The following is a 23,028-nucleotide window of genomic DNA, read 5'->3' on the forward strand; positions in this document are numbered from 1 at the left end:
AGGCTACTGCCGATCGCCCCTCCGCAGCCGGGCCACGAGTCGATCGCGTCCACGCCGAGCCCTCGGCGCTCGGATGTCCGGGGGATCCGCGGGAGTCTCGGCTGCACCGGCGTGGCGCTGGCGCAGCCGCTCGCGGATCTCGTCCGGCGTCATCTGGGTACGACGACGCTCGTTGCGCGCAACAATGGCGCCGGTGGCGGCCACGCCCGCCAGCCCGGCGACACCGAGCACCTTCCACACCTTCACGAGGAGCCCTCCTGTGCCTGAGTCGGTCCTGAGCCTGGAGCAGGCGGTCGACCTGACCCGCACCGGCGACCTGTGGCTGTTCCGTGGCCGGTCGGCCGCGGACCAGGCTATCCGTGCCGTCACCAACGCCCCGGTCAACCACGTCGGGATGGCGGTGGTGCTCGACGACATGCCGCCGCTGATGTGGCACGCGGAGCTGGGTCAGGGCCTCCTCGACGTGTGGAGCGGGGCCCACCACCGCGGGGTCCAGCTGCACGACCTGCGCGGCGCCGTCGAGCAGTGGGTGACCCGCTACGGGCAGCGGCCGTGGCTGCGCCAGCTCGAGGGCGAGGTCACCCCCGCGATGGAGGACGCGGTGCTGCGCACGATCGCCCGGATGGACGGGACGCCGTTCCCTTCGACCGCGAGGCTCGCGGGCAGGTGGTTCCGCGGACGGCTGCGCCGCCCCGCCCCGGTCGAGTCGACGTACTGCGCCGAGGTCGTCGCCGGCACCTACCAGGCGATGGGCCTGCTGGGCTCGGAGCGGCCGACGAACTACTACGACCCCGGCATGTTCTGGTCCGGCGACGACCTGCGGCTGCTCGGTGGCGCCACGCTGGGCCGGGAGATCGCCGTACGCGTCCCGGGCGCTAGCGGGTGAGGGAGGGGCCCCCGCGCGCCAGCAGCCTGCGCTGGGCGCGGCGGCCCTGGGCGACGACCAGCGGCACGGCCGCCAGCCCGAGCGTGGGCAGGGCGTCCGCGAGCCGGGAGACGGCCCCTCGCCACCGCGGCAGCGTGGTGACCGGGCGCGGACGGTCGAGGACCTTGGCCACCGCCGCCACGACCTCGGCGGGCTGGAGCAGCTTGCCGGAGAAGGACAGGGCGGACTCCGGGTCCTCGAGCTTGTCGAAGAGCATCGGAGTCCAGATCCCGTCGGGGCAGACGCAGGAGATGTCGACGTCCTTGATGCCCGCTCGGCGCAGGTCGTGCAGCGTGCTGAGGCTGAAGCCGATCGCGGCGTGCTTCGACGCGGCGTACACCGCCTCGCCGGGGACGGCGGTGAGGCCGGCCAGCGAGACGATGTTGACCACGTGCCCACCGGCCCCGCGCATCGCCTCGATGGCGGCGACGGTGCCGTTGATGGTGCCCAGCGCGTTGACCTCGATCATCAGCCGGCGCTGGTCGGGCGACTGCGTCCAGGCCGGTCCGGTGAGCAGCACGCCTGCGTTGTTGACCCAGACGTCGAGCCGGCCGGCGGCCGCCACGATCGCGTCGCGGGCTGCCTCGACCTGCGCGTGGTCGCGGACGTCGACGGCCATGGCCAGGGCACCGCGACCGATCTCGTCGGCCGCCGTCTGCGCGGCCGCGCCGTCGACGTCGGTGACCAGCACCTGGTGGCCGCGCGCGGCGAGGAGCTCGGCGATCTGCCGGCCCAGTCCGCGCCCGGCTCCGGTCACGACCGCACCGGCGGGGGCACCGGCAGGCGTCGTCATCGCAGACCCGCCCGGATCTCGCCGTACGCGATGCCGCCGTGGGCGTAGGTGGGCACGACCGGCCAGAACCGCTTCCACGACACGAGCTCGGTGCTGGGCAGGATCTGCAGCCAGCGCGGGTCGTCGCGACACGGGTCGGCCATCGTCTTCTCCTTGACCATCGAGTCGTACTGGTCGAGGGAGTCCTCGAGCGTGTTGGCGTTCGGGCAGATCTCGCGGCCGAACTGCTCGTGATACCTGCGCACCCCGGGGATCTTCGAGAGCTCGGGCTGCCAGTTGTCCAGGGAGATGCCGTTCTCGGAGGAGACCCAGACCCCGTCGGGGGTGTTGAGGACCAGCGAGTGGTTGCCGTCGGTGTGCCCCGGGGTCCACAGCAGGGCGACGCCGGGACCGAGCTCGACGTCGGCGTCGAAGGTGACGAACCTGTCGGGGTCGACCCCGTCCAGCCCGCCCTCGACGTACCACGCCCACTGCATCGGGTGCAGTGACTGCAAGGTGGCGAGCTCGCGGCTGTGCACGAGCATCCGCGCGTCGCCGAAGAGAGGAGTGCGCGGCTCGCTCTCGCCGGGGATGACCGCGCTCGACCCGAGGATCATCCGGGGGTCCTGGACGTGGAGGTGGTCGAAGGTGCAGAAGTCGATGTCCGCGGCGCTCAGGCCGAGCTCGGCCAGCACGTCGCCGGGCTCGTTGTAGTACTGCACCAGCAGCTTCTCGACGAGCCCCGCGCCCGGCACCTTGTCCATCAGCGTCTGCAGGTTGGCGTAGAACGGCGCCTCGGCCGACCCGGCGGGGACGGTCGGCTCGAACACCAGGGTGCGCGGCGTCCCCGCCCAGTCGTCGTACTGCACGACGATCATCCGGTTGATCATCGAGATCAGCGGCAGGGTCGGCACCGACACCGCGTCGTGGAAGGCGTACTTGACCGGGTACGGCGCGGCCGCGATGTCGACGGACCGGACGGCTCGCACCTGGCCCTGCTCCTTGAAGCGGACCTTGTACGCCGCCGCGGCCTCGCGCACCGCACGCAGCCGCTCACCGCGGGGCCACACGTCGTGCACGCCGTCGAACTCCGGGATCGTGCGCGCGCCGCAGTCGGTCAGGGTCGTCGCCATCGGGCCTCTCCTCTGCTGGGGGTTCTCATCCTCTGCTGGGGTTCTGGCCGATCTTGGGACACCGAGCGGCCGAGAACTTGTTTCCGCGCGACAATGCGGCCATGGGGCCGATGATCCGAGCCGCGAGCCTGCGGGGCTTCGCCGACCTGGTCGACGACCTCGGCGGCGACCCCGCCGCCCTGGTGGCGCGCTTCGGCATCGACCCCCGCGCGCTCGGCGACGACGACGCGCTGATCCCGATCACCGCGCACGACCTGATGCTCGACGCCGCCGCCCGCGAGCTGGGCTGCCCCGACCTCGGGCTCCGGCTCGCCGAGGCCCAGGACCTCTCCATCCTCGGCCCGCTCGCGGTCGCGATCGGGGCGTCCTCGACGGTGGCGGAGGCGCTGGACTGCGCGTCGCGGTTCCTCTTCGTGCACAGCCCCGCGCTGCGGGTGAGCGTCGAGGAGGACCCCTCCGGCCGTCGCGGCGTGGTCGCCCTCGCCTATCGCAAGGACCTGCGGGAGTCGTCGTACTCGCCCCAGGCGATCGAGCTCGGGCTGGGCCTGTTCTTCCGGGTCGCGGTGTCGCTGCTCGGCGAGGTCCGGACGCTGCGCTCCGTGCTGATCCCGCACCAGCCGCTGTCGCCGGTGCAGCGCTACCTCGACTACTTCGGCGCCGACGTCCGGTTCGGCGCCAGCATGCCGGCGCTGTGCGTGCACCGCGAGCTCCTCGAGCAGACCTTCCACGACGCCGACGACGCCATCTCGGCGCTCGCGCTCGAGCATCTCGCCCGCCGCTTCCCCGACCCTCGACTCCAGTTCACGGCGCAGGTCCGGCTCGCCCTCGCGGAGTCGCTGCGCACGGCGCCGCCCACGGTCGACAGCATCGCCCGACTGTTCTCGCTCCACCCGCGGACTCTCCAACGACGGCTGGCCGCGCACGGGACGACGTTCGCCGCGCTGCTCGACGAGGTACGTCGTGAGGCGGCGCACCGCTACCTGAGCACCACCAGCCTCCCGGTCGGCCAGATCGCGCTGCTGGTCGGCTTCAGCGAGCAGTCCACGCTGTCCCACGCGATGCGGCGCTGGTCCGGTGCGTCGCCTCGCGAGATCCGTCGCGGGGCGGTCGCGGAGTCCTAGGGTGTCGCGCATGAGGCTCGCCGGCGCGTTGACGATGGTCCTCGGGTTCCTCGTGTTCGTCGGACTCGCGACTGTCCCCGCGAGCGTCACCGTGATGGAGGAGCGCGTCTCCTGCAATCCGCCGGCACTGGACGTCTTGGTCACCGAGGCCGATCCGACCTCGAGCCCTCGCGTGCGCCGGATCGAGCAGCGCATCATCGACGCCTGCGTGAGCCAGTCGTGGGAGCGCCTCATCGTCGGCACCGCCGTCGGGGCGGGCATCGGGTTCGCCGGGCTGCTCCTGCTCGTCCGCAGGCCGGCGCCGAGGTATCAGGCTCCCGGGTCCTCGTCGGGCATTGCGCCCCCTGGCCCGCCGGAGCGGTCGGGGCCGTCGGTCGAGCCGGAGCTGCCGGCTCAGCCGCGCCACCAGCAGCCTTGGGGATAGTCGGCTGCTCGGGCCATCGCCGGAGGGCAGGTGAGGGGCACGGGCGCGGGAGGTCTCCCATCCGGATACCCTGAGCCGGCGGGTAGGTGGGCGCCCCTGGACGACATCATGGCTATCGGCGATGTTCTCCGGACGTGCTCCTAGATCCCCCGGGCCTCTAGCTCAATGGTTAGAGCAGCGGACTTTTAATCCGTTGGTTGTGGGTTCGAGTCCCACGGGGCCTACTGCCTTCGGCGAACTAGCCCGTCGGAGTGAGGCATCCGCGTGCCTCGCCGATCGCCTTCATGCCGCTGATGTCGCCGGCACCGAAGTCGAAGTGGTCGTTCGAGATCATCGGCGCCATGATCTGCTCCGGGCCCCTCGCGTGGCCGAGATTCAGGCCGTGCAGGATCTCGTGGACCATGACCTGCCCCCAGGTGAAGCCCCAGCCGGCCTCGTGGCCGGGGCGGGCGAACGGAATGCCGTCGCTGTCCAGCAGCACCTGCGCGTTGTACAGCCCCGAGTGCCACCCGGAGGGTCCGCCGATGCCGATGACCGACCCCCTCAGCGAAGAGTTGGTCGCCTCGGTGCCCCAACCGATGAGGATGTCGCTCGCGCTCCTGGAGTCGCCGGTGAACGGCACGCGCGCGCTCGGCCCGACGTACTCGAACGTGATGCCGGTGTGCTCGCTGATCCGCTCGAAGGAGCGCTGGACGTCGGCGAACGAGCCGGCGTAGGAGCCGAGCTCGTTGTACGCCCAGGTGATGGGCTCGCAGGGCGCGCGCCAGGCGTAGCCCTGGGCCAGCCAGCCCCAGTCGTTCGCGTCGCCCAGGCGGTCGACAGGTGTCGGGTCCGGCGTCGGCTCGGGCTCAGGAGTCGGGGTGGGCGTCGGCGTGGGGTCGGGCGTCGGCTCGGGGATCGGCGTGGGTGTCGGCGTCGGAACGGGGACCTCGACGACGCGCACCCGAGCCGTCTTGCTGACCGGCTTCCTCGCGCCGACCGTGACCGCCTTGAGGACGAGCGTGCCCGCCCTGTTCGGGGCGAGCACCGAGAACTGGAAGACGCCGTTGGCGTTCGGACGCTGGACGGCCACGAGGCTCCACCGTCTGCCCGACTTGCTCAGCAATCGCATCGCTCGGGCGCGGTTGTTCTTCGCGTGCGGCGCGGTGCCGGCAACGGTGAAGCGAGCACCGGTGCCAATGCTGGCCGGGGCGGCGAGCAGCGTTCGAGGAGCGACACGCTTCACCCGCAGGCCGCGCTCGATGCCGTCGGACCCGGTCACGGCGTGCTGGACGGCCGCGTCGCGCGGCGCTGCGGCCAGGCCCGACGGAGTGGTCGAAAGACCAGCCAGGGCTACCGCGGCCGCGGCCGAGCCGATCAACGCGGCCCTCGACCTCGCCGTGATGGTGCCCCGCATCTGCGCTCCTCGTGTTCGTGGTGATCGCGGCACAGGTGAGGGACCGTCAGGAACGGTCACCACCAGCCGCACCCCTCTCAATCGGCTCAGCGCCGCCCCGCCTTGAGAGCGAATCCCTCAACGGCGCTCATCGGGCCAGACCCGAGATCGGCGCTGAAACCGGCCGACGTCGGCCACCGCGGCGCGCAGCCACACGCCATACGGCGAGAGGAGGCCCCGCAGGCGCGGTCAGCGGCACACCGGACATCACCGAATGGGCACAAACAACATGCCCCGGCACGAAAGGGACGCCGTTGGGGACCAAACGGCACCCCCGAGCCTGCGAGACCGGCGCACCCGGCCAACGTCGGCCACCGCGGCGCGCAGCCACACGCCGTACGACGAGAGCGGGCCCCGCAGGCGCGGTCAGCGGCACACCGGACATCACCGAATGGGCACAAACAACATGCCCCAGCACGAAAAGGACGCCGTTGGGGACCAAACGGCACCCCCGAGCCTGCGAGACCGGCGCACCCGGCCGACGCCGACCACCGCGACGCGCAACCACACGCCGTACGACGAGAGGAGACCCCGCAGGCGCGGTCAGCGGCACACCGGACATCACCGAATGGGCACAAACGACATGCCCCGGCACGAAAAGGACGCCGTTGGGGACCAAACGGCAGGCCCGAGCCTGCGAGGCCGCGGCTCCGTCAGACCCGGGTCAGCCCGGCGGCCTCGTCCTCGAGCTGCTGGGCATACATCAGCGAGGCGGTGTCCTCGCCGGCGGCGAGCCAGACGACGAACCGGATCGTCAGGGGGACGACGACGAACGTCCCGGCCAGGGCGAGGAGGGCGAGGAGTGGAAGGAGGGGCAGGGCCACCGAGGCGTACACAGGCTGTTCTCTCGAGGTTCAGAAGGGTCGGTAGAGGGAATGCCGGTGGGGCCAGGACGACTGCGACGGCACACGAATCCTACGGTCGTCCGAAGGTCGAACTTGACGGTTTTCCCCCTCTGCGCGGAAGTTCGCAGTGAGGTCCCGGACACACTCGAGAGGTGACTGTGCTCGTCCTCCCCGATCGGCTCGCGCCCCGCCTCCCGCTGGTGGTGTGCGGCACCGCCGTGGGTGACTGCGCGGCCGAGCGCGGCCACCACTTCTCCGCTCGCGGGGACGCCTTCTGGACCCTGCTCCACCAAGCCGGGCTGACCCCCGCGCTGCTCGTCCCGACCGACGACGAGGACCTCCCCGAGCACGGGGTGGGGCTGGCCAGCCTGGTCCAGACCCCGGGCGCGCCCACCGGCTTCGATGTCCCCGACCTGGCCGCACGCCTCGCGACCGCGACCCCGCAGTGGGTGGCCTTCAACGGGCTGGTCGCGGCCACCGCCGTCGCGCGGGCGCACGGCCAGCCGCGCCCCCACCTGGGCCCGCAGGCCTGGCGGGTCGCGGGAGCCGAGGTCTTCGTGCTGCCCAGCAGCAGCGGCGTGAACCGGCGCCGCGACTACGGCGGCCGCCCCACTCGCCTGGCGTGGTGGAGCGAGCTCGCGGACCGGATGCGGGACACCGAGCCCACGCGGTAAGTTCGGCCTTGCCTACGGCTGCGTAGGTTCGCCGACGAGGAGATTCATGAGCGCCGCAGAACCCAGCTGGACCAGTTCCTACGGCCCGGGGGTCCCGGCCCGACTCCACTACGGCGACACCACCGTGCTCGACCAGTTCGAGACGTCCGTCGCGGAGCACGGCGACCGGCCGGCGCTCGACTTCCTGGGGCGCACCACGACGTACGCCCAGGTCGGCGAGCGGGTACGCCGCGTGGCCGAGGGCCTGCGCCGGCTCGGCGTGAAGGCGGGCGACAGCGTCGCCCTGGTGATGCCGAACTGTCCGCAGAACGTCATCGCCTTCCACGCCGTGCTCCGCCTCGGCGCGGTCGTCGTCGAGCACAACCCGCTCTACACCGCGGCCGAGCTGCGCCACCCCTTCACCGACCACGGTGCCAAGGTCGCGATCGTCTGGGACAAGGTCGTGCCGGTCATCGAGGAGCTGCGCGACACCGACGCCGTCGAGCACATCGTCGCCGTCGACCTGACCGCCGAGCTGCCGCTGGCCAAGCGCCTGGCGCTGCGTCTGCCGATCGCCAAGGCCCGCGCCTCCCGCGACCAGCTCACCTCCCCCGCGCCCGGCGCGATGCCCTTCTCCGAGCTGGAGTCCGCCACGCCGATCGACGAGGCCCACCCGCGTCCGGTGGCCGACGACGTCGCGCTGCTGCTCTACACGTCCGGCACCACCGGCGTCCCCAAGGGCGTCCCCCTGCGCCACCGCAACCTGATCGCGAACTGCACCCAGGGACGCGCCTGGGTCCCCGGCCTCGTGCCCGGGCAGGAGTCCTTCCTCGTCGCGCTGCCGATGTTCCACGCGTACGGCGTGACGATCAGCGTGCTGTTCGGGATCAGCCTGGCAGCCAAGCTGGTGCTGCTCCCCAAGCCGGAGCTCGACCTGCTGATGGCCGCGATCAAGCGGGAGGTGCCGACGTTCATCCCGGCCGTCCCGCCGCTCTATCACCGCATCGTCGACGCCGCGGAGGACCGTGGCATCTCGATCACGGGGGTGCGCTACTCCCTGTCGGGCGCGATGCCGCTGCCCGCCGAGCTCGTCGAGCGCTGGGAGGCCGCGACCGGCGGCCTGCTGGTCGAGGGCTACGGGCTCACCGAGACCTCCCCGGTGGTGGTCGGCAACCCGATGACCAAGGACCGTCGCCCCGGCTCCATCGGCGTGCCCTTCCCCGACGTGCTCATCCGCCTCGCCGACCCCGAGGACCCCACCCGCGAGGTGGGCCCCGGGGAGCGCGGCGAGCTGCAGGTCAAGGGCCCGCAGGTCTTCGAGGGATACCGGGGGCTCCCGGAGGAGACCGCCCAGGCCTTCCACGACGGCTGGTTCCGCACCGGTGACGTGGTCACGGTCGCGGACGACGGGTTCATCACCGTCGTCGACCGGATCAAGGAGGTCATCATCACCGGCGGCTTCAACGTCTACCCCAGCGAGGTCGAGACCGTCCTGCGCCACCACGAGTCCGTGGCCGAGGTCGCCGTCGTGGGACTCCCCCACGAGGACGGCAGCGAGCAGGTCGTGGCCGCGATCATCCCCGCCGAGGGCCGGGACATCGACGCCGACGAGCTGCGTGCCTACGCGCACCGCGAGCTCACCGGCTACAAGGTGCCGCGCCGCTTCGTCGCCGTCACCGACCTGCCGACCAACCCGATGGGCAAGATCCTGCGCCGCGAGGTGGCGGCCCAGATCGGCGACGCCGACGGCCTTCCGGGCTGAGGCACCTCGAGCCGAGTACGTCCCAAGCAGACGGGCCGGCGCGACGACCCTCAGGTCATCGCGCCGGCCCGTTCAGATCAGGCCCCTTCACAGCGGGCCCGAGTGGGTCGGATCAGGTCAGCCCTTCAGGCTGTCGACGAAGTCGGGGTTCTCCTCGAGCCACGCCTCGACGGCCTCGTCCTCCTTGCCTGCGCCGTACTCGTTCACGACGAGGTTCTCCAGGGAGCCGTACTGCTCGTCGTCGAGGGTGAAGTTGCCCATCATCTCGGCGACGTCGGGGAACTCGTCGGCGAAGCCGTCGGTCGCGATGGCGTTTAGCGTCTCGGCCTCGCCCAGCGCGCCCTCGGGGTCCTCGAGGTCCTTGATCGGGAACTCGGAGTTCGCCCAGAACGGCTTCCAGAGCGTGACGACGATGTCGTCCTCGTTCTCGGTCGCCTTCTTCAGCTCGGTCAGCATCGCGGTCGTCGAGGACTCGACGAGCTCGTACTCCTCGTCGATGCCGTAGGTCGGCATGACCTCGTCCTTGGTGACCTTGGTCAGGCCGGCGCCGGGCTCGATGCCGATGATCTTGCCGTCGAAGTCACCGCCCCTGCCCTCGAGGTCGGAGATCGAGGTCAGGTCGCTGTACTCCGGCACCGCGAAGGTGAGCTTGGCGCCCTCGTACCAGGCCCCGAGGTCCTCCAGGTCGTCGCCGTACTCCTCCATGTAGCTGGCGTGCGTGACCTCGGGCCAGGCCGAGGGGTAGACGTCGATGTCGCCGCGGGCCACACCGGTGTAGAGCAGTGCGGCCTCGGAGATCTCCTCGATCTCGACCGTGTAGCCCTCGTCCTCGAGCACGTTCTTCCACAGGTGTGCGGTGCTCAGTCCGTCGGTCCACGAGGGGATGATGCCCAGGGTCACGGTCCCACCGCCGGACTCGCCGCCACCGGAGGCGGTGTCGTTGTCGTCCCCGTCGTCCGAGCCACAGGCCACGGTGGTGCCGGCGAGGGCCAGGAGGCCCGCTGCCATGCCGACTGCTCGGGATACCTTCATGCGCGTCATTCGTCGTGTCCTCTCATCATTCCTCGCACGACCCGTCACCGGGTCGTCTGGACGGCGCCGTCCTCCGGCGCCGCAGTCTCGGGGGCGGGGCCATCCGTGCCACCGGCGCCGCCTGCCTTCGTCGTACCGGCCGGCCCGCGGCGCAGCAGGGGCACCGACAGCAGCCGGCGCCAGGGTCCCGGGCCGCCGGACCCCACCGTCGCGGTGAGCCGGTCGAGGTAGATCGCCAGCACCACCACGGACAGGCCGGCCTCGAAGCCGAGTCCGATCTGGAGGCTGGCGATCGAGCCGACCACCACGCCCCCGAGCCCACCGGCGCCCACCAGGCCCGCGATCACGGCCATCGACAGGGCCAGCATGATCACCTGGTTCACCCCGGCCATCACCGTCGGCAGGGCGAGCGGGAGCTGGATGCCGCGCATGATCTCGCGAGGCGTGGCCCCGAAGGCGTGCCCGGCCTCGACCACCTCGGCGTCGACCTGCCGGATGCCGAGCTCGGTGAGGCGTACGGCGGGCGGCAGCGCGAAGATCAGCGTCGTCACCAGACCGGGCGCGGTTCCGATGCTGAACAGCGACACCGCCGGCACCAGCCACACCATGCCGGGCATGGTCTGCATCAGGTCCATCACCGGCCGCACGGCGCGGCTGACCCGGTCCCACCGGGCCGCGGCGACCCCCGTCGGGATGCCGATCAGGAGCGCGGCCAGCGTCGCCAGCAGCACCAGCGACAGCGTCTCCATCGCGTTGTCCCACTGGTCCATCGCGATGATCAGGGTCAGGCCGACCAGCGAGGTGAGCGCCAGCTTCCAGTCCTTGACCAGCCAGGCCAGCACGGCGAAGAGCACCGCGAGGAGCAGGGCCGGCGGTGACTGGAGCAGCTCGGCCAGCCCGTCGACGGCGTCCTCGATGACCGTGGCGACGGAGTCGAAGAAATCGCCGAGGTGCTCGCGCACCCAGTCGAAGCCCTCCTCGATCCAGTCGCCGAGCCGGATCCGGGGGATGCCGGACTCCACGGTCTCGGCTCTGAGGTCGCTCGCCCGGGTCAGGGTCGAGAACGATGCCGCGCCCATCACTTGCTCTCCTTGGTCAGGGCCGCCGGGGCCGCCGGAGCGGTCGGGGCCATGGGGGCCATGGGGGCCGTCAGGGAGAGCGCGGCGTGCGCGCCGCCCGTCGTACTCGTGCTGTCCAGGCCCCCGACCGCGCCCAGCGCGCTCAGCAGCGTGACTCGCGGGATCACCCCCAGGAGCCGGCCACGGTCGTCGACCACGGCGAGGGCGGTCGGGCTGTCGGCGGAGGCAGCGAACAGGTCGGCGACGGCGACGTCCGGGCCCACGGTGACCGCGGGGCGGAGCACGGAGGCGAGCTCGCCACCGCGCTCGACCGCTCGGGCCGCGTCGTCCTCGAGGACCACGCCGCGCAGGTGATGCTCCCGGTCGACGACCATCAGGGCGGGGGTCTGGTGCTCGCGCATCAGCTTGTGCGCGACGCGCGGGCCCTGCTCGGTCCCGAGCACGGCGACCGGCGGCTCCATCACCGAGGAGGCGGTGAGCACGCGGGTGCGGTCGACGTCCTGGACGAACTGGGCGACGTAGTCGTTGGCGGGATCGTTGAGGATCTCCTCGGCCGTGCCGATCTGCACGATGCGGCCGTCGCGCATCATCGCGATCCGGTCGCCCAGGCGCATGGCCTCGTTGAGGTCGTGGGTGATGAACAGGATCGTCTTGTCGAGGCGGTGCTGCAGCTCCACCAACTGGTCCTGCATCTCGCGGCGGATCAGCGGGTCGAGGGCGCTGAACGCCTCGTCCATCAGCATGATGTCGGTTCCGGCCGCGAGGGCCCGTGCCAGACCGACGCGCTGGCGCATGCCGCCCGAGAGCTCGTCGGGCCGGGATCCGCCCCACCCCTCGAGGCCGACCATGGCCAGAGCCTCGTCGGCACGTCGCTCGCGCTCGGAGCGGTTCATGCCCTGCACCTTGAGCCCGTACGCCGCGTTCTCGCCGACCGTGCGGTGGGGCAGCAGCGCGAAGTGCTGGAAGACCATGCTGACCTTCTCGCGGCGCACCTGGCGCAGGTGCCGAGCGTCCATGGAGGACAGCTCCTGCCCGGCGACCTGGAAGCTGCCGGCCGTCGGCAGCAGCAGCCCGTTGGCCATCCGGATCAGCGTGGACTTCCCGGATCCGGACAGGCCCATGACCACGAAGATCTCGCCCGGCGCCACGTCGAACGTCGCATCGATGACCGCGGCGGTGAGGCCGTGCTCGCGCAACTCGTCTCGGGAGGCACCGGCTCGGAGGCGCTCCACGGCGCGCTCGGGGCGGCGCCCGAACACCTTGTAGACGTCATGGGCTTCGATCATCGGCACGTCGGCTCAGGGCTCCCAGAGCGAGGGCGTCGACCCGTCTGTCGACGCCGCTGTAACGGGCTGACACCGTCCGTGGTCCCCGCGACTCCGCGGAGGGGCCCCGATCGCGCATGGCACCACACAGACTGGCGTGACCTGGAGCCGAGCTCCGGGCATGTCAGCCGCCGGGACAACCTAACGAACTCTGCGGCCCCCGGCACATCCCGGGCGTCGCCCGGGGAAGGGGGCCCCGTCTGCGGCCCGCGCTCAGCGGCCCGAACTCAGCGGCCCAGTCTCAGCGACCCAGTCGCAGCCCGGTCAGCACCGGGGTGACGAACCGCTCCACCTCGGCGGGCCGGACGTCGCGTGCCGTGAAGACGGTGACCGCCCACGCCCGCTTGCCGGATCCCGCGGTCGTCACGGTGAGCACCAGGCCAGTGCCGTCGTCGCGCGCCGCTGCGCCGATCGAGCGTAGGCCCGCGTGGCCGTCCAGCACGCTGGGCACCGTCGCTTCGACACTGACCTTCGGATAGGCCGCCCGGATCTGGGACAGCACCTGCTCGTGGACCCGCTGCGGCTTGCCGGCCGAGGCCGGCGACACCGTGACGACCACGCGCCGCCCGGCCCCGACAAGGCGCACGGCCTTGCCGGGCCGGGTGGCCTTCATCTTCTTCGGGACCGGCACCTCGAACCCGCCGCCGCGCGCCTTGACGGTGCGCAGGGCGGGCTCGGTGGTGGTGCCGGCGACCGGCTCGGCGTCGTCCTGCGGTCCCCAGGTCATCCACGCCAGGGCGCCGGCGGCGACCAGGGCGAGGGCGCCGACGAGGGCGGCGACGACGACACCGCGGGCACCTGTGCCCGGCAGCCGGTCCAGAACGCCCATCAGCTGGCGTCGACCAGGGAGGTACGACGGCTCCACGCGACCAGGAACGAGCCGAGCGCGAGGCCGAGCAGGCCGAGGCTCAGCAGCCCGGACCAGACGCCACCGGTGTTGGGAAGCACGCCGTCATCATACGAGCCGCCGGCCTGGGCGCCGCTGCCGTCGCCCCCACCGTTGCCGTTGCCGTCCCCGCCACCGTTGTTGTTGCCTCCGGGGTTGTTGTCCCCGCCGTCGTTGTCCCCGCCGTCGTTGTCGTCGCCACCGTCGGTGTCGGTGTCGACCGGGCCCTGGTGGACCTTGGTCTCGGCCTGACCGACGAGCGCGTCGACGGTGCCGTCGAGGAGCAGGACGTGCAGGGCCTCCTGGGCCGCGGAGCGGTTGGTGCCCGGACCGGAGTGGGTCTCGCCCTGGTTGAGGAAGGCGCACAGCAGCGCCGGCGAGGTGCAGCCGGGCGGCACGGAGATGCCGATCGGGTCCTCGAGGGTGAGGACCTCGTTGCCGGCGAGGGTGAGCCCGGCGATCTTCGAGGTGCGCGTGCTCTCACCGGTCTTGGAGTTGGAGGTCGTGGTGGTGCTCAGCGCCTCGATGCCGACCGCGCAGCCCTCGCCGGCAGCGCCGGGGACCAGGCACACGTCGGCGACCGACGTGGTCGCCTTCGCGATCGTGTGGCCACCCTTGTTGCGGGTGATCTCGCTGGAGCTCTCCGCGACGCCGGCCTGCACCGGACCGTCGCAGTCGGCGCCGGTGGGGGTCTCCCCACCGAGGCAGGCGCGGGCCAGGCCGATGCTGCTCGAGGAGCGCGAGCCAGGGCCGTCCTCGGAGGCGGACGCTTCCGCGAACAGCAGCGCGGCACACAGGGCACCACCGCTGGCGTCGCACACCGGGGCGAGCGGGTCGCCCGCCTGGGCCTCCTTGGTGCCACGGGAGTCGGCCTCGGCACCGATGATCGTCTGTCCGCCGAGCGCGAGGACCGTGGCCTGCGACTCGGTGCTGTTGTCGTTGCCGACCGACGCGCTCGTGCCGCCCACCTGGGCCAGCTCGTTGTCGGCCACCTCGGCCGCGACGCCCTGCGTGGAGGCGTGGTCGTCACCGGTGGGGTCCGGGGTCTCGTGGCCCTCGGAGTCCCCGTCGTCGGTGGCGGCGCTGCCGGCCTTGCTCGCGCCGTCGGGTGCCGTGGAGCCGGTCCCTCCGGCGCCCTGAGCTGCGCCGGCCAGACCCTCGAGCACCGGGGCGAGCGGGGCGGTCAGCGTCTCGAGCAGCGCTCCCAGCCCGATCTGGTCGCGCGGCTGCGTCGTGTCGTCGCCGGCCGCGATCGCGGCGGTGGGTCCCATCAGGACCAAGCCGAGGGCGGCGGTCGTCGCCACCGTCCCGCGGATCCAGCGGGGCCTCCGAGTCATCTGACCCGGTCGTGAGTTCTTGGATGCGTGCATGCGTGGGTTCTCCTTCCCGTCCGCCGCCTTAACGAAGCACCTGTGGTTGGGGTCACGCACCGTGACAACGTGTCTCACATCACCCGTCCGGCTGGCTGCTCAGCGACCGCTTGCCACCCGTCGCCGCCGTGGGCCACCTAGAGTGCGCGCATGTTTCACTACGTCGAGGAGAACCTCACCCCCGAAGAGCTCGCGCACGAGCGCGATGTCTACACCCCACTCACGGACAGCGTGCGCCAGCTCGTCGACGCGACGATCCGCACCGAGGTCGACGACGCCGAGATCGACGCCGTACGCCGTGAGGTCGACGCGCTGGTCGCGCGGCTGCGCGCGAAGCAGATCCCGGCCTCGTTCGGAGCCCGGATCGCCGACGACGGGACGGTGCGCACGCACGGCAACGCCGTCATCGGGATGCGCAACCCGGTCGCGATCCCGCTGGACCTGCAGACCGACGAGGACAAGCGCGTGTGGGCCGACTTCCACGCCGGCGCGGCCTACGAGGGCCCGCCCGGCCTGGTCCACGGGGGCGTCTCGTCGCTGCTGCTCGACCAGGTGCTGGGCACGGCGGCCGCGGCCGCCGGGGCACCGGGGATGACCGGCACCCTGTCGGTGCGCTACCGCCGCGGCACGCCGCTGGGCGACCTCCACATCGAGGCCAAGCTCGACCGGACAGAGGGCATCAAGAGCTTCGTCAAGGGCCACATCGCCGACTCCGACGGCATCACCGTCGAGGCCGAGGGCGTCTTCATCCTGCCCCGCTGGGCCCGCGAGCTGATCGCGGCGGAGAAGGAGAAGGCGCCCAAGCAGTACGAGTGATCGGGGGGCGCCCCCCGATCGTCCAGGCCCGCCGGCGCTCAGCCCGGGCGGCTGTCCGCCATCCGGCTCTGGGCGGGGGTGCCACGCTCGCCGGCGTCGGTGAGGCGGGCCTCCTCCGCTGCCTGAGCCTCGAGCTCCTCGCGCCGGGTCCGCTCGGCGTCGTCGCGCGCCGCGTCGTACGCGCCGGGGTCGGAGACCAGCGATGCGGTGCCGCCCTTGAGCCGGGCCAGGGCACTGCGCGCGAAGATCTGCTGCTCGGTGGTGGTGCGCTCGGAGCGGCCACGGCCGATGAACGAGACCGCCCAGCTGATCAGCGCGGTGAAGCGGCTCTTGAAGCCGGTGATGTAGACGAGGTGCACGGCCAGCCACATCAGCCACGCGATAACGCCGGTCAGGCGCAGCTTGCCGACCATCGCGACCGCGCGGAAGCGGCTGATGATCGCCATCGAGCCCTTGTCGAAGTACTTGAACGGGCCCTGCGGCGCCTTGCCCGAGAGCCGGTGGTCGATCTCCTTGGCGGCGTACTTCGCCCCCTGGATCGCCACCTGCGCCACGCCGGGCAGGTTGTCGAGCGCGATCATGTCGCCGACCACGAACACCTCGGGGTGCCCGGTCAGCGTGAGGTCGGGGTTGACGCCGATCCGGCCGGCCCGGTCCAGCGGAGCGCCGCTCTGCTCGGCGAGCATCTTGCCCAGCGGGCTGGCCTGGACGCCGGCCGCCCAGATCTTCGTGACCGCCTCGATGCGCTCGACGCGACCGTCCTTGAACTTCACCTGCAGACCGCGCTCGTCGACGTCGGTCACCATCGCGCCCAGCATCACCTCGACGCCGAGCTTCTCCAGCTCGGTCTTGGTCGTCGCGCCCAGCTTGGCGCCGAACGGCGGCAGCACCTGCGGCGCGGCGTCGACCAGGATCACGCGGGCGGTGCGGGTGTTGATGGAGCGGAAGTCGCGCTTGAGGGTGCGGTGGGCCAGCTCGGCGATCTGGCCGGCCATCTCCACCCCCGTCGGACCGGCGCCGACGACGACGAAGGTGAGCAGGTGGTCGACGTTCTCGCCCCGGTTGGCGCCGAGCTCGGCCAGCTCGAAGGCGCCGAAGATCCGGCCTCGCAGCTCGAGGGCGTCGTCGATGCTCTTCATGCCGGGAGCGAACTCGGCGAAGTGGTCGTTGCCGAAGTAGGACTGGGTGGCGCCCGCCGCCACGATCAGCGAGTCGTAGGTCAGGACCGTCTCGCGGTTGAGCACCTGCGAGGTCACCTGACGCTTCTCGAGGTCGATGTGGGTCACCTCGCCCAGGAGCACCCGGGCGTTCTTCTGCCGGCTGACGATCTCCCGGGTCGGCGGCGCGATCTCACCCTCGGAGAGGATGCCGGTGGCCACCTGATAGAGCAGGGGCTGGAAGAGGTGGTGGGTGGTCTTGGCGACCATCGTCACGTCGACGTCAGCCCGCTTCAGAGCCTTGGTGCCGAAGAGGCCACCGAACCCGGACCCGATGACCACGACGTGGTGCTTGCCGGGTGAATTTGGCTGGGCTGACATACGTGGACCTCTCTGGTGACTAATATCTGGGACGAAGTACCCAACAGTGGATGCACACATCCTCTTCCCTCGACGCCCATCAAACGAACCCGGGCCGGGGGTTTCATCTCGGACTGTTGCGGGTATGGACGCACTCGTTGGTGTGACTTCGCCCTGCTCCGGGGTGATCTCAGGACAGTGGTGGGGAATACGCGAATGCCGATGAACAGGGAGGCGCTCCCGCTCGGAGCGACCCCACGTTCAGTGGCGGACGCACGACGCTGGGTCGTCGACACCTGCCGGGAGCTGGGCCGCGAGGACCTCGTCGAGTGCGCCGAGCTGGCCGTCTCCGAGCTCGTCACCAACGCGGTCCTCCACGCCTCTGGCCCGATCAGCGTCCGGGTCCGCGGCACCCGCGAGCATCCCCGCTTCGAGGTCAGCGACGGCTCCCCCCAGCCGCCGGACTTCTCCACCGGCGACCACGACGAGGACGAGCTGCTCACCGTCGGCCGCGGACTCGGCATCGTGGCCATGTGCTCCACCGCCTGGGGCGCGGAGATCGACGCGAGCGGCAAGATGGTGTGGTTCACCCCCGCCGATCAGGTCCAGGCCGAGGAGCCGCCCGGCGTCGTCTACGACCTGGCTGCCCCCGTGCAGTCGAGCGACACTCCTCCCCCAGCGGAGCTCCTGCCGGTCGAGTTCAAGGGGCTGCCGCTGCAGCTGTATCTCGGCTACAACCGTCACTACCGCGAGCTGCGTCGCGAGCTGCGACTGCTGTCCCTGGCCCACCAGGCCGACTATCCACTGGCCAAGAACCTCTCCGAGCTCTTCGACACCTTCGAGCGCGAGTTCCGTGACAGCACCGGGCTCGACGCCATCGAGCGGGCCCTTCGCGCCGGCACCAGCAGCGTCGACCTCGTCGTTCACGTCCCCCCGAGCACGCCGAACGTCATCAACCAGATGCTCGACCTCCTCGAGCTCGCCGACGCCTTCTGCCGGGCACAGCGGCTGCTGCTGCTGGCCCGCTCGGACGCCCAGCAGCACTTCCAGCGCTGGTTCCTCGGCGAGTTCGTCCGCCAGAGCCGCGGCGACGCCCCGGCCCCCTGGCCGGGCCACGCCCCGCCACTCGCCGACAGCGGCACGTGACGCGCTCGTCCTCCTCGCTCGCAGTCACTCCGCTTCCGGCCCCCTCACTGCCCGCCCTGTGCCTGCTCGTCGCCGTCGGAGGAGCCGCAGGTGCGCTGCTGCGCTGGGGGCTGGGCCAGCTCGCCCCGGACGGGTCCGGCTTCCCCTGGACCACTTTCGCCGTCAACGTGGTCGGCTCGATCCTGCTGGCGCTGCTGCCGGCCCTCCCCGCCGTACGACGTCGCCTCGCTCTGACCACCCTGCTCGGCCCCGGCCTGCTCGGCGGCTTCACGACGCTCTCCGCCTGGAGCGAGCAGACCCGCGCCCTCGTCGACGCCGGCGACGGCGCCCTCGCTGCGTCGTACGCCGTGGGGACGCTGGGCGCCTGCCTCGTCGGTGTCGCGCTGGCAGACCTGCTCTCGACGCGTCCCGCGCGGATGCTGTTCGACGCCGAGGGCGGCGACCTGTGAGCCTGCTCGCCGAGGGTCTTCTCGTGGCCGCGGGCGCCGGCGTCGGGGCTCCGCTGCGCTACCTCGCCGGGCACTGGCTCGATGGCGACGTGCAGGAGGGGGACTTCCCGACGGGGACGCTGCTCGTCAACGTGGCCGGCTCGCTGCTGCTGGGCGTGCTCTCGGCCCTGGCCCTCTCCGGGTCGTGGGCGGCCCTGCTCGGTGTGGGCTTCTGCGGCGGGCTCACGACGTACTCGTCGTTCGTGGTGCGCGCGCACGACCTAGGCGCGCGCCGCGGCACGCCGTACGTCGTGGCGACGGTCGTCTTGTCGCTGGCGGCCTGTGGCCTGGGGTTCTGGCTCGCCAGCTGACCGCTCAGGCGTAGCCGAGGGCGTGCAGGCGCTCGTCGTCGATGCCGAAGTGGTGCGCGACCTCGTGCACCACGGTGATCCGGACCTCCTCGACGAGCTCCGCCTCGCTCTCGCACATCTCCAGGAGGGGGCGACGGAAGATGAAGATCCGGTCGGGCAGCGTCATCCCATAGCTGCCGTCGCGCTCGGTCAACGCCACCCCGTCGTAGAGCCCGAGGAGGTCCGGGTCGTCGGGGGGCGCGTGCTCCTCGACGAGGACCACGACGTTGCGGATCAGGGTGGCCAGCTCGTCGGGGATGTCGTCGAGCGCCGCATCGACCAGCGCGTCGAAGCGGGCGGCGTCCATCTCGATCACGAGCCCATTGTGCCGGGCGGGTGGGGAGCGGCCCGGATCGTCGGGGAATGCCCGGGCGGGAAGTGACCTGGCCGTGAAATGCAGAGAGCGGCTCAGGCGAACCTGAACCGCTCTCCAACTCTTGCGACCCCGACGGGACTCGAACCCGCGGCCTCCGCCGTGACAGGGCGGCGCGCTAACCAACTGCGCTACGGGGCCATGGTGATGCTGTTGTCCTCGGCAGCAACTTGCACTGGCGAAGCGAGCGAAACTCTAACCCATCGCTGCGCCGGACTCCCAATCGAGACTCCGTTGTGCCCGCGCAAGCGCACCCCCAACGGGATTCGAACCCGTGCTACCGCCGTGAAAGGGCGACGTCCTAGGCCGCTAGACGATGGGGGCCTGCACCCTGCCCGGCAAGCCGGACGGGACGCCGGATCAGCATAGAGCCCGGGCCAGCCCGCCCCCAAACCGTGGCGGTTTCCGCGCGAGGCGGGTGCTCATGTAAGGTTTCCCCCGCTTGGGCAGGTAGCTCAGTTGGTACGAGCGTCCGCCTGAAAAGTGGAAGGTCGGCGGTTCGACCCCGCCCCTGCCCACAAGCACTGAACGCCCCCGCCGGTCTCCGGCGGGGGCGTTCGGCTTTCGTCTGGTCTCACTTCCGGTCTCAGTACGTAGGGGTCCGGCGTAGTTCGCGGCCCACGCCGCCGCCTGTCCGCGATCTTCGGCAATCCACAACATGGTGTCGGCCCCTCGTGCCAAAGTCACGACATGGGAACCCGTCGGCGCATCTCAAGACGCCCAGTAGCGCTCCCCCGGATACAGACAGGGCGGACCCTCCTCCTGTTCGGCCATGCGCACGTCTGCGATGGCGGCCTGGTCCGAGCCACCTTGACTGGCCTGTCCCCACGTCACGCAAGCATGCGGGCCGAGAAGTGGCTCCGCTCCACAGATCGCGAAGCGAAGGTCTAGCCGATGCTTAAAGCGCGCCTACTTGCGTCGTCACTAGCCCCAATGGCGTTTATCGTTGCCTTGCGCGTCAGTGAAACACACCCACTGTGGGCGTCCGCCCTGGCCGTGTTGGGATGCCTCGCCGTGTGGAGCCTGTTTGGCCTAATTGCAGCGCGATCGGCAACTAACGAACAGCCATTCAAGATCAGGTCGATACGCGACGAGAGCGCACAGGTTCCCGCCTACCTGCTGACTTACCTCTTCCCATTTCTGTTCTTGACCGTCAGTGGGTGGCGAGACTGGGTCGCCTATGCCATCTTTGCAGCCCTACTGGTAGTAGTCATCTACCGAACGGATTTGGTCCTTGTGAATCCGATTCTGCTTGCAGCCGGTTATCACGTTTACATCATCGAATCGACATCCAACTTCGAAGGATTGCTCATGGCGACAAAGCGGCCTCTCGTGGGTCAGACAGTCAACGCAGTGCACCTAACCCCTGGCGCGGTCAAAATGACGAGCCTGCAGTCCGAGGACTGACAGCACCGTGACGGACATCGAGGATGAAGTCGCCCAGGTCGACGTTGAGGGATCGCTAACCCTGAGCGTTGGATGGCGATCCGGACAAAAGACCAAACTGGCTCAAGTCGCTATGGGTGACGACGTCGCCGCAGAACTCCGAGGTGTCCTGCGTGCCACCGTGGTGGACCTCCAGGAGCGCTCCCCCGAACCGTGGGCACCGGACGCGGACCTCAGCCCAGAGACCTACTTGTGGCTACCGCGCGGCGATCTCGGTGACGCTCCCGTGCTCGCCAGCGAACACCAGGGGCTATCGCTCGCAGAGGCATTAGCAGCGGCTGAGACACTGATGCCGCTCACGCCAGGCAAGTTGCCCACTCAAGACCTGACGTTCTACGCACTTACCGTGGGCAGCACACCCGGGGAACGCGTTTCCTTCCTCCGCCGGACCAACCCTCGGCGTGGACTCAAGGGCGGTCGGGTGCTGACGAGTCTTCACGATGTCCTCACTCGGATCTCCGATCCGATCTTTGCGTTCGACGACTTGGTGGATCTCGTGTTTGTCGGAGACCGAGTGTGCGTCCTGAGCCAAACGTCCTTCGTAGCCCTCTTTCGCACCCAGCAAGTCCTGATCGCTCAGGTGCCGGGGTGGAGCGCAGAACTCGCCGCCCACGTCGAAATGACCGAAGACGGCCGGGCACGACTCACGGCCAAGGCAATTCGGGATAGCAGGGCGAAGACGCGACTGGAAGCCATTGTCAGGCGGGGACACCTCGCGAACGTATCCGCTAGCACCATCAAGACGCGCATGGTCGACGTCGGACTCGACCCGACGTTACTCTTGGACGCCAACGGGCGACTTCGCCTCGACGACGATGACATCCCCACGGTATTGCAGTTCCTGAACGAGGATCTATTTGTCGGAGCGCTCACCAACGTGGGGTTCCGCGCAGACAGGAAGGCTCAGCGCTGAATGAGTCGCACTTCCCCACGCGATTGCAGCGCGGGACCCCAGCACAGGGAGGATCTACGACCGCTGATTAGTCGTAAGCAGCCAAGCGAGTCAATATCCGGCGAGCGATCGTGATGAGGCGGACGGCATCGGGAGACCTCACCCGTAGATAGATATTCGTCCCTCTGCTTCCTCTCGACAGATACGATCTACACGACCTCGACCCCTGGAGACTCCGTTGAGCGGTGAGAGCGGACAAGGGAGCAACGAGAACCTCGTTGCGTGGCTTGCTGTGCTGATCGCCTTCGTAGTCGAGTGCGCGTGGACGCTCTCCGCGAGCGAATTTCAAGAACCAATTGATCTGGACGCCGTCGCCTCCCCAGTGGTCTCGGCGGCCGTGACAGACGATCCAAAGAACCAGATCTCTAATGATGATCCCGCCGGTCGAAGGATGCAGAAGTCGTGGGAGAGGTTCAGCGACACGAGTCGGTCCGCCTTGCCTCCGAGACTGGAAATTAGGGGCGAGCCCGACCAGGGTGCGTCCGATGGATCAGGCGCGCCAAAGTTGGTCACGTACACCATGACCGCCTGGTCTGAAGAATGGATCCAGGCGTCCTACGACTACGTGGTGTTTGCCATACCAGTCGAGGCGTCACTCCTCGATGGGAGCCTCGTCCCGGACGCCCTAGACGCGCCGTGCACCTCGCACACGAAACCCGTAGATCGTCCCTCACTAGTCCCGATCGGCGAGGGAATGGAACACGCGCAGGGATTCGTTGCGGACAACCGGGTCGTAGACGGGACCCGTGTAGTCGCCTGCGAGATGCGGAAGATCTGGTGGTCGGTGTCACCTCACATCTACCCGTACATAGGCACAAGCATCTCGTTCACCTTGCCTCGATCTAGCGCACCCTACTCGTCAGTCGAGTACGACGATGGACTCGCAGCCACGCTCCTGCGGAGGGGGAGACTGGGGGATTCGGTGGCGGGAGCGACTTACGCGAACTCGTGGCTTGAGCAGGCGCAGGCCCAAACCACGCTTCAACTGGACAGTCCAGAACCCGTGGTTGATGCCTGGCCGAGCGACGTAGCCCGCTCACCGCACCGAGCAACGCAGACGATTGAGGCTCAAGAGGGACTGCTGCACGGATAGGTGACATCTGATCTGTGGTGCCGAGAGGTGCTGCTGGAAGGATGTGCACTGTGCCGAAGCCGTACCCCAAGGAGTTCCGCGACGA

General features: G+C 70.2%; 24 protein-coding genes and 4 tRNA genes. 14 read left to right on the plus strand and 14 right to left on the minus strand.

Annotated elements, in window-relative coordinates; translation table 11 throughout:
• Positions 1–3 precede the first annotated feature (3 nt).
• Positions 4–246, minus strand: coding sequence for a hypothetical protein (locus ACYU7L_RS00350; protein WP_460793151.1), 243 nt, complete (start codon positions 244–246; stop codon positions 4–6).
• 13 nt (positions 247–259) lie between these two features.
• Here ACYU7L_RS00350 and ACYU7L_RS00355 point away from each other — a divergent pair, with 13 nt between their 5' ends.
• Positions 260–886, plus strand: coding sequence for a C40 family peptidase (locus ACYU7L_RS00355; protein WP_460793153.1), 627 nt, complete (start codon positions 260–262; stop codon positions 884–886).
• Here ACYU7L_RS00355 and ACYU7L_RS00360 read toward each other — a convergent pair.
• Complete coding sequence (locus ACYU7L_RS00360) at positions 876–1,718, minus strand: SDR family oxidoreductase (RefSeq protein WP_460793155.1); 843 nt, start codon at positions 1,716–1,718, stop codon at positions 876–878. The two genes, ACYU7L_RS00355 and ACYU7L_RS00360, sit on opposite strands and share 11 nt — an antisense overlap.
• Positions 1,715–2,830 (minus strand): MBL fold metallo-hydrolase, encoded by a 1,116-nt coding sequence (locus ACYU7L_RS00365; protein ID WP_460793157.1) that lies wholly within the window; start codon positions 2,828–2,830, stop codon positions 1,715–1,717. The genes ACYU7L_RS00360 and ACYU7L_RS00365 overlap by 4 nt, the downstream gene beginning before the upstream one ends.
• Positions 2,831–2,931: 101 nt before the next feature.
• Here ACYU7L_RS00365 and ACYU7L_RS00370 point away from each other — a divergent pair, with 101 nt between their 5' ends.
• The 3 genes from ACYU7L_RS00370 (at position 2,932) to ACYU7L_RS00380 (ending at position 4,599) form a co-directional block, all read left to right on the plus strand.
• A complete protein-coding gene (locus ACYU7L_RS00370; RefSeq protein WP_460793158.1) occupies positions 2,932–3,951 on the plus strand; it encodes an AraC family transcriptional regulator in 1,020 nt (339 codons plus the stop codon).
• Positions 3,952–3,961: 10 nt separating this feature from the next.
• Positions 3,962–4,375: a hypothetical protein gene (locus ACYU7L_RS00375; RefSeq protein WP_460793159.1), complete on the plus strand. Its 414-nt coding sequence runs from the start codon at positions 3,962–3,964 to the stop codon at positions 4,373–4,375.
• Positions 4,376–4,526: 151 nt separating this feature from the next.
• A tRNA-Lys gene (locus tag ACYU7L_RS00380) sits at positions 4,527–4,599 on the plus strand.
• Positions 4,600–4,613: 14 nt separating this feature from the next.
• Here ACYU7L_RS00380 and ACYU7L_RS00385 read toward each other — a convergent pair.
• The gene (locus ACYU7L_RS00385; RefSeq protein WP_460793160.1) at positions 4,614–5,771 is read right to left on the minus strand and encodes a matrixin family metalloprotease; all 1,158 of its coding nucleotides are present in this window, start codon (positions 5,769–5,771) and stop codon (positions 4,614–4,616) included.
• Between the two features lie 692 nt (positions 5,772–6,463).
• Positions 6,464–6,634 carry a hypothetical protein gene (locus ACYU7L_RS00390; protein WP_460793161.1) on the minus strand — a complete coding sequence of 57 codons (171 nt, stop codon included), beginning with the start codon at positions 6,632–6,634 and terminating at the stop codon, positions 6,464–6,466.
• 173 nt (positions 6,635–6,807) lie between these two features.
• Between ACYU7L_RS00390 and ACYU7L_RS00395 the strand changes: the two genes are divergently transcribed.
• Both ACYU7L_RS00395 and ACYU7L_RS00400 read left to right on the plus strand, forming a co-directional pair.
• A complete protein-coding gene (locus tag ACYU7L_RS00395) occupies positions 6,808–7,329 on the plus strand; it encodes a mismatch-specific DNA-glycosylase (RefSeq protein WP_460793162.1) in 522 nt (173 codons plus the stop codon).
• A gap of 46 nt (positions 7,330–7,375) precedes the next feature.
• Entirely contained in the window at positions 7,376–9,070 is a 1,695-nt protein-coding gene (locus ACYU7L_RS00400) for a long-chain-fatty-acid--CoA ligase (RefSeq protein ID WP_460793163.1), read from the plus strand.
• Between the two features lie 117 nt (positions 9,071–9,187).
• On the opposite strand, the gene ACYU7L_RS00405 is transcribed toward ACYU7L_RS00400, so the two are convergent.
• The 5 genes from ACYU7L_RS00405 to ACYU7L_RS00425 form a co-directional block, all read right to left on the minus strand.
• Positions 9,188–10,078 (minus strand): glycine betaine ABC transporter substrate-binding protein, encoded by an 891-nt coding sequence (locus tag ACYU7L_RS00405; protein WP_460793164.1) that lies wholly within the window; start codon positions 10,076–10,078, stop codon positions 9,188–9,190.
• Between the two features lie 68 nt (positions 10,079–10,146).
• Complete coding sequence (locus ACYU7L_RS00410; RefSeq protein WP_460793166.1) at positions 10,147–11,181, minus strand: ABC transporter permease; 1,035 nt, start codon at positions 11,179–11,181, stop codon at positions 10,147–10,149.
• Complete coding sequence (locus ACYU7L_RS00415) at positions 11,181–12,467, minus strand: quaternary amine ABC transporter ATP-binding protein (RefSeq protein WP_460793167.1); 1,287 nt, start codon at positions 12,465–12,467, stop codon at positions 11,181–11,183. The genes ACYU7L_RS00410 and ACYU7L_RS00415 overlap by 1 nt, the downstream gene beginning before the upstream one ends.
• Before the next feature lie 280 nt (positions 12,468–12,747).
• Complete coding sequence (locus ACYU7L_RS00420; RefSeq protein WP_460793168.1) at positions 12,748–13,335, minus strand: hypothetical protein; 588 nt, start codon at positions 13,333–13,335, stop codon at positions 12,748–12,750.
• On the minus strand, positions 13,335–14,762 hold the full coding sequence (locus ACYU7L_RS00425) for a hypothetical protein (RefSeq protein WP_460793169.1): 1,428 nt from the start codon (positions 14,760–14,762) through the stop codon (positions 13,335–13,337). Before ACYU7L_RS00425 ends, ACYU7L_RS00420 begins: the two co-directional genes overlap by 1 nt.
• A 150-nt stretch (positions 14,763–14,912) precedes the next feature.
• Here ACYU7L_RS00425 and ACYU7L_RS00430 point away from each other — a divergent pair, with 150 nt between their 5' ends.
• Positions 14,913–15,578: a PaaI family thioesterase gene (locus ACYU7L_RS00430; protein WP_460793170.1), complete on the plus strand. Its 666-nt coding sequence runs from the start codon at positions 14,913–14,915 to the stop codon at positions 15,576–15,578.
• Between the two features lie 38 nt (positions 15,579–15,616).
• On the opposite strand, the gene ACYU7L_RS00435 is transcribed toward ACYU7L_RS00430, so the two are convergent.
• Positions 15,617–17,116: an NAD(P)/FAD-dependent oxidoreductase gene (locus ACYU7L_RS00435; RefSeq protein WP_460793171.1), complete on the minus strand. Its 1,500-nt coding sequence runs from the start codon at positions 17,114–17,116 to the stop codon at positions 15,617–15,619.
• A gap of 201 nt (positions 17,117–17,317) precedes the next feature.
• Between ACYU7L_RS00435 and ACYU7L_RS00440 the strand changes: the two genes are divergently transcribed.
• Genes ACYU7L_RS00440 through ACYU7L_RS00450 form a run of 3 tightly spaced genes read left to right on the plus strand, consistent with a single transcriptional unit; the run spans position 17,318 to position 19,040 of the window.
• Entirely contained in the window at positions 17,318–18,241 is a 924-nt protein-coding gene (locus ACYU7L_RS00440) for an ATP-binding protein (RefSeq protein ID WP_460793180.1), read from the plus strand.
• Complete coding sequence (locus ACYU7L_RS00445; protein WP_460793172.1) at positions 18,238–18,690, plus strand: fluoride efflux transporter FluC; 453 nt, start codon at positions 18,238–18,240, stop codon at positions 18,688–18,690. Before ACYU7L_RS00440 ends, ACYU7L_RS00445 begins: the two co-directional genes overlap by 4 nt.
• Positions 18,687–19,040: a fluoride efflux transporter FluC gene (locus tag ACYU7L_RS00450; RefSeq protein WP_460793174.1), complete on the plus strand. Its 354-nt coding sequence runs from the start codon at positions 18,687–18,689 to the stop codon at positions 19,038–19,040. The genes ACYU7L_RS00445 and ACYU7L_RS00450 overlap by 4 nt, the downstream gene beginning before the upstream one ends.
• Positions 19,041–19,044: 4 nt before the next feature.
• On the opposite strand, the gene ACYU7L_RS00455 is transcribed toward ACYU7L_RS00450, so the two are convergent.
• The 3 genes from ACYU7L_RS00455 to ACYU7L_RS00465 form a co-directional block, all read right to left on the minus strand.
• On the minus strand, positions 19,045–19,386 hold the full coding sequence (locus tag ACYU7L_RS00455) for a metallopeptidase family protein (protein WP_460793181.1): 342 nt from the start codon (positions 19,384–19,386) through the stop codon (positions 19,045–19,047).
• Positions 19,387–19,519: 133 nt separating this feature from the next.
• A tRNA-Asp gene (locus tag ACYU7L_RS00460) sits at positions 19,520–19,593 on the minus strand.
• A 110-nt stretch (positions 19,594–19,703) separates the two neighbouring features.
• A tRNA-Glu gene (locus ACYU7L_RS00465) sits at positions 19,704–19,776 on the minus strand.
• Between the two features lie 120 nt (positions 19,777–19,896).
• Between ACYU7L_RS00465 and ACYU7L_RS00470 the strand changes: the two genes are divergently transcribed.
• From ACYU7L_RS00470 to ACYU7L_RS00485, 4 genes are all read left to right on the plus strand, one after another.
• A tRNA-Phe gene (locus ACYU7L_RS00470) sits at positions 19,897–19,970 on the plus strand.
• 415 nt (positions 19,971–20,385) lie between these two features.
• A complete protein-coding gene (locus tag ACYU7L_RS00475; RefSeq protein WP_460793176.1) occupies positions 20,386–20,859 on the plus strand; it encodes a hypothetical protein in 474 nt (157 codons plus the stop codon).
• A 7-nt stretch (positions 20,860–20,866) separates the two neighbouring features.
• The gene (locus tag ACYU7L_RS00480; RefSeq protein WP_460793177.1) at positions 20,867–21,811 is read left to right on the plus strand and encodes a hypothetical protein; all 945 of its coding nucleotides are present in this window, start codon (positions 20,867–20,869) and stop codon (positions 21,809–21,811) included.
• A gap of 217 nt (positions 21,812–22,028) precedes the next feature.
• Positions 22,029–22,943: a hypothetical protein gene (locus ACYU7L_RS00485; RefSeq protein ID WP_460793178.1), complete on the plus strand. Its 915-nt coding sequence runs from the start codon at positions 22,029–22,031 to the stop codon at positions 22,941–22,943.
• The last annotated feature ends 85 nt before the right edge of the window (positions 22,944–23,028 follow it).

The organism is Nocardioides pacificus, assembly GCF_054775955.1.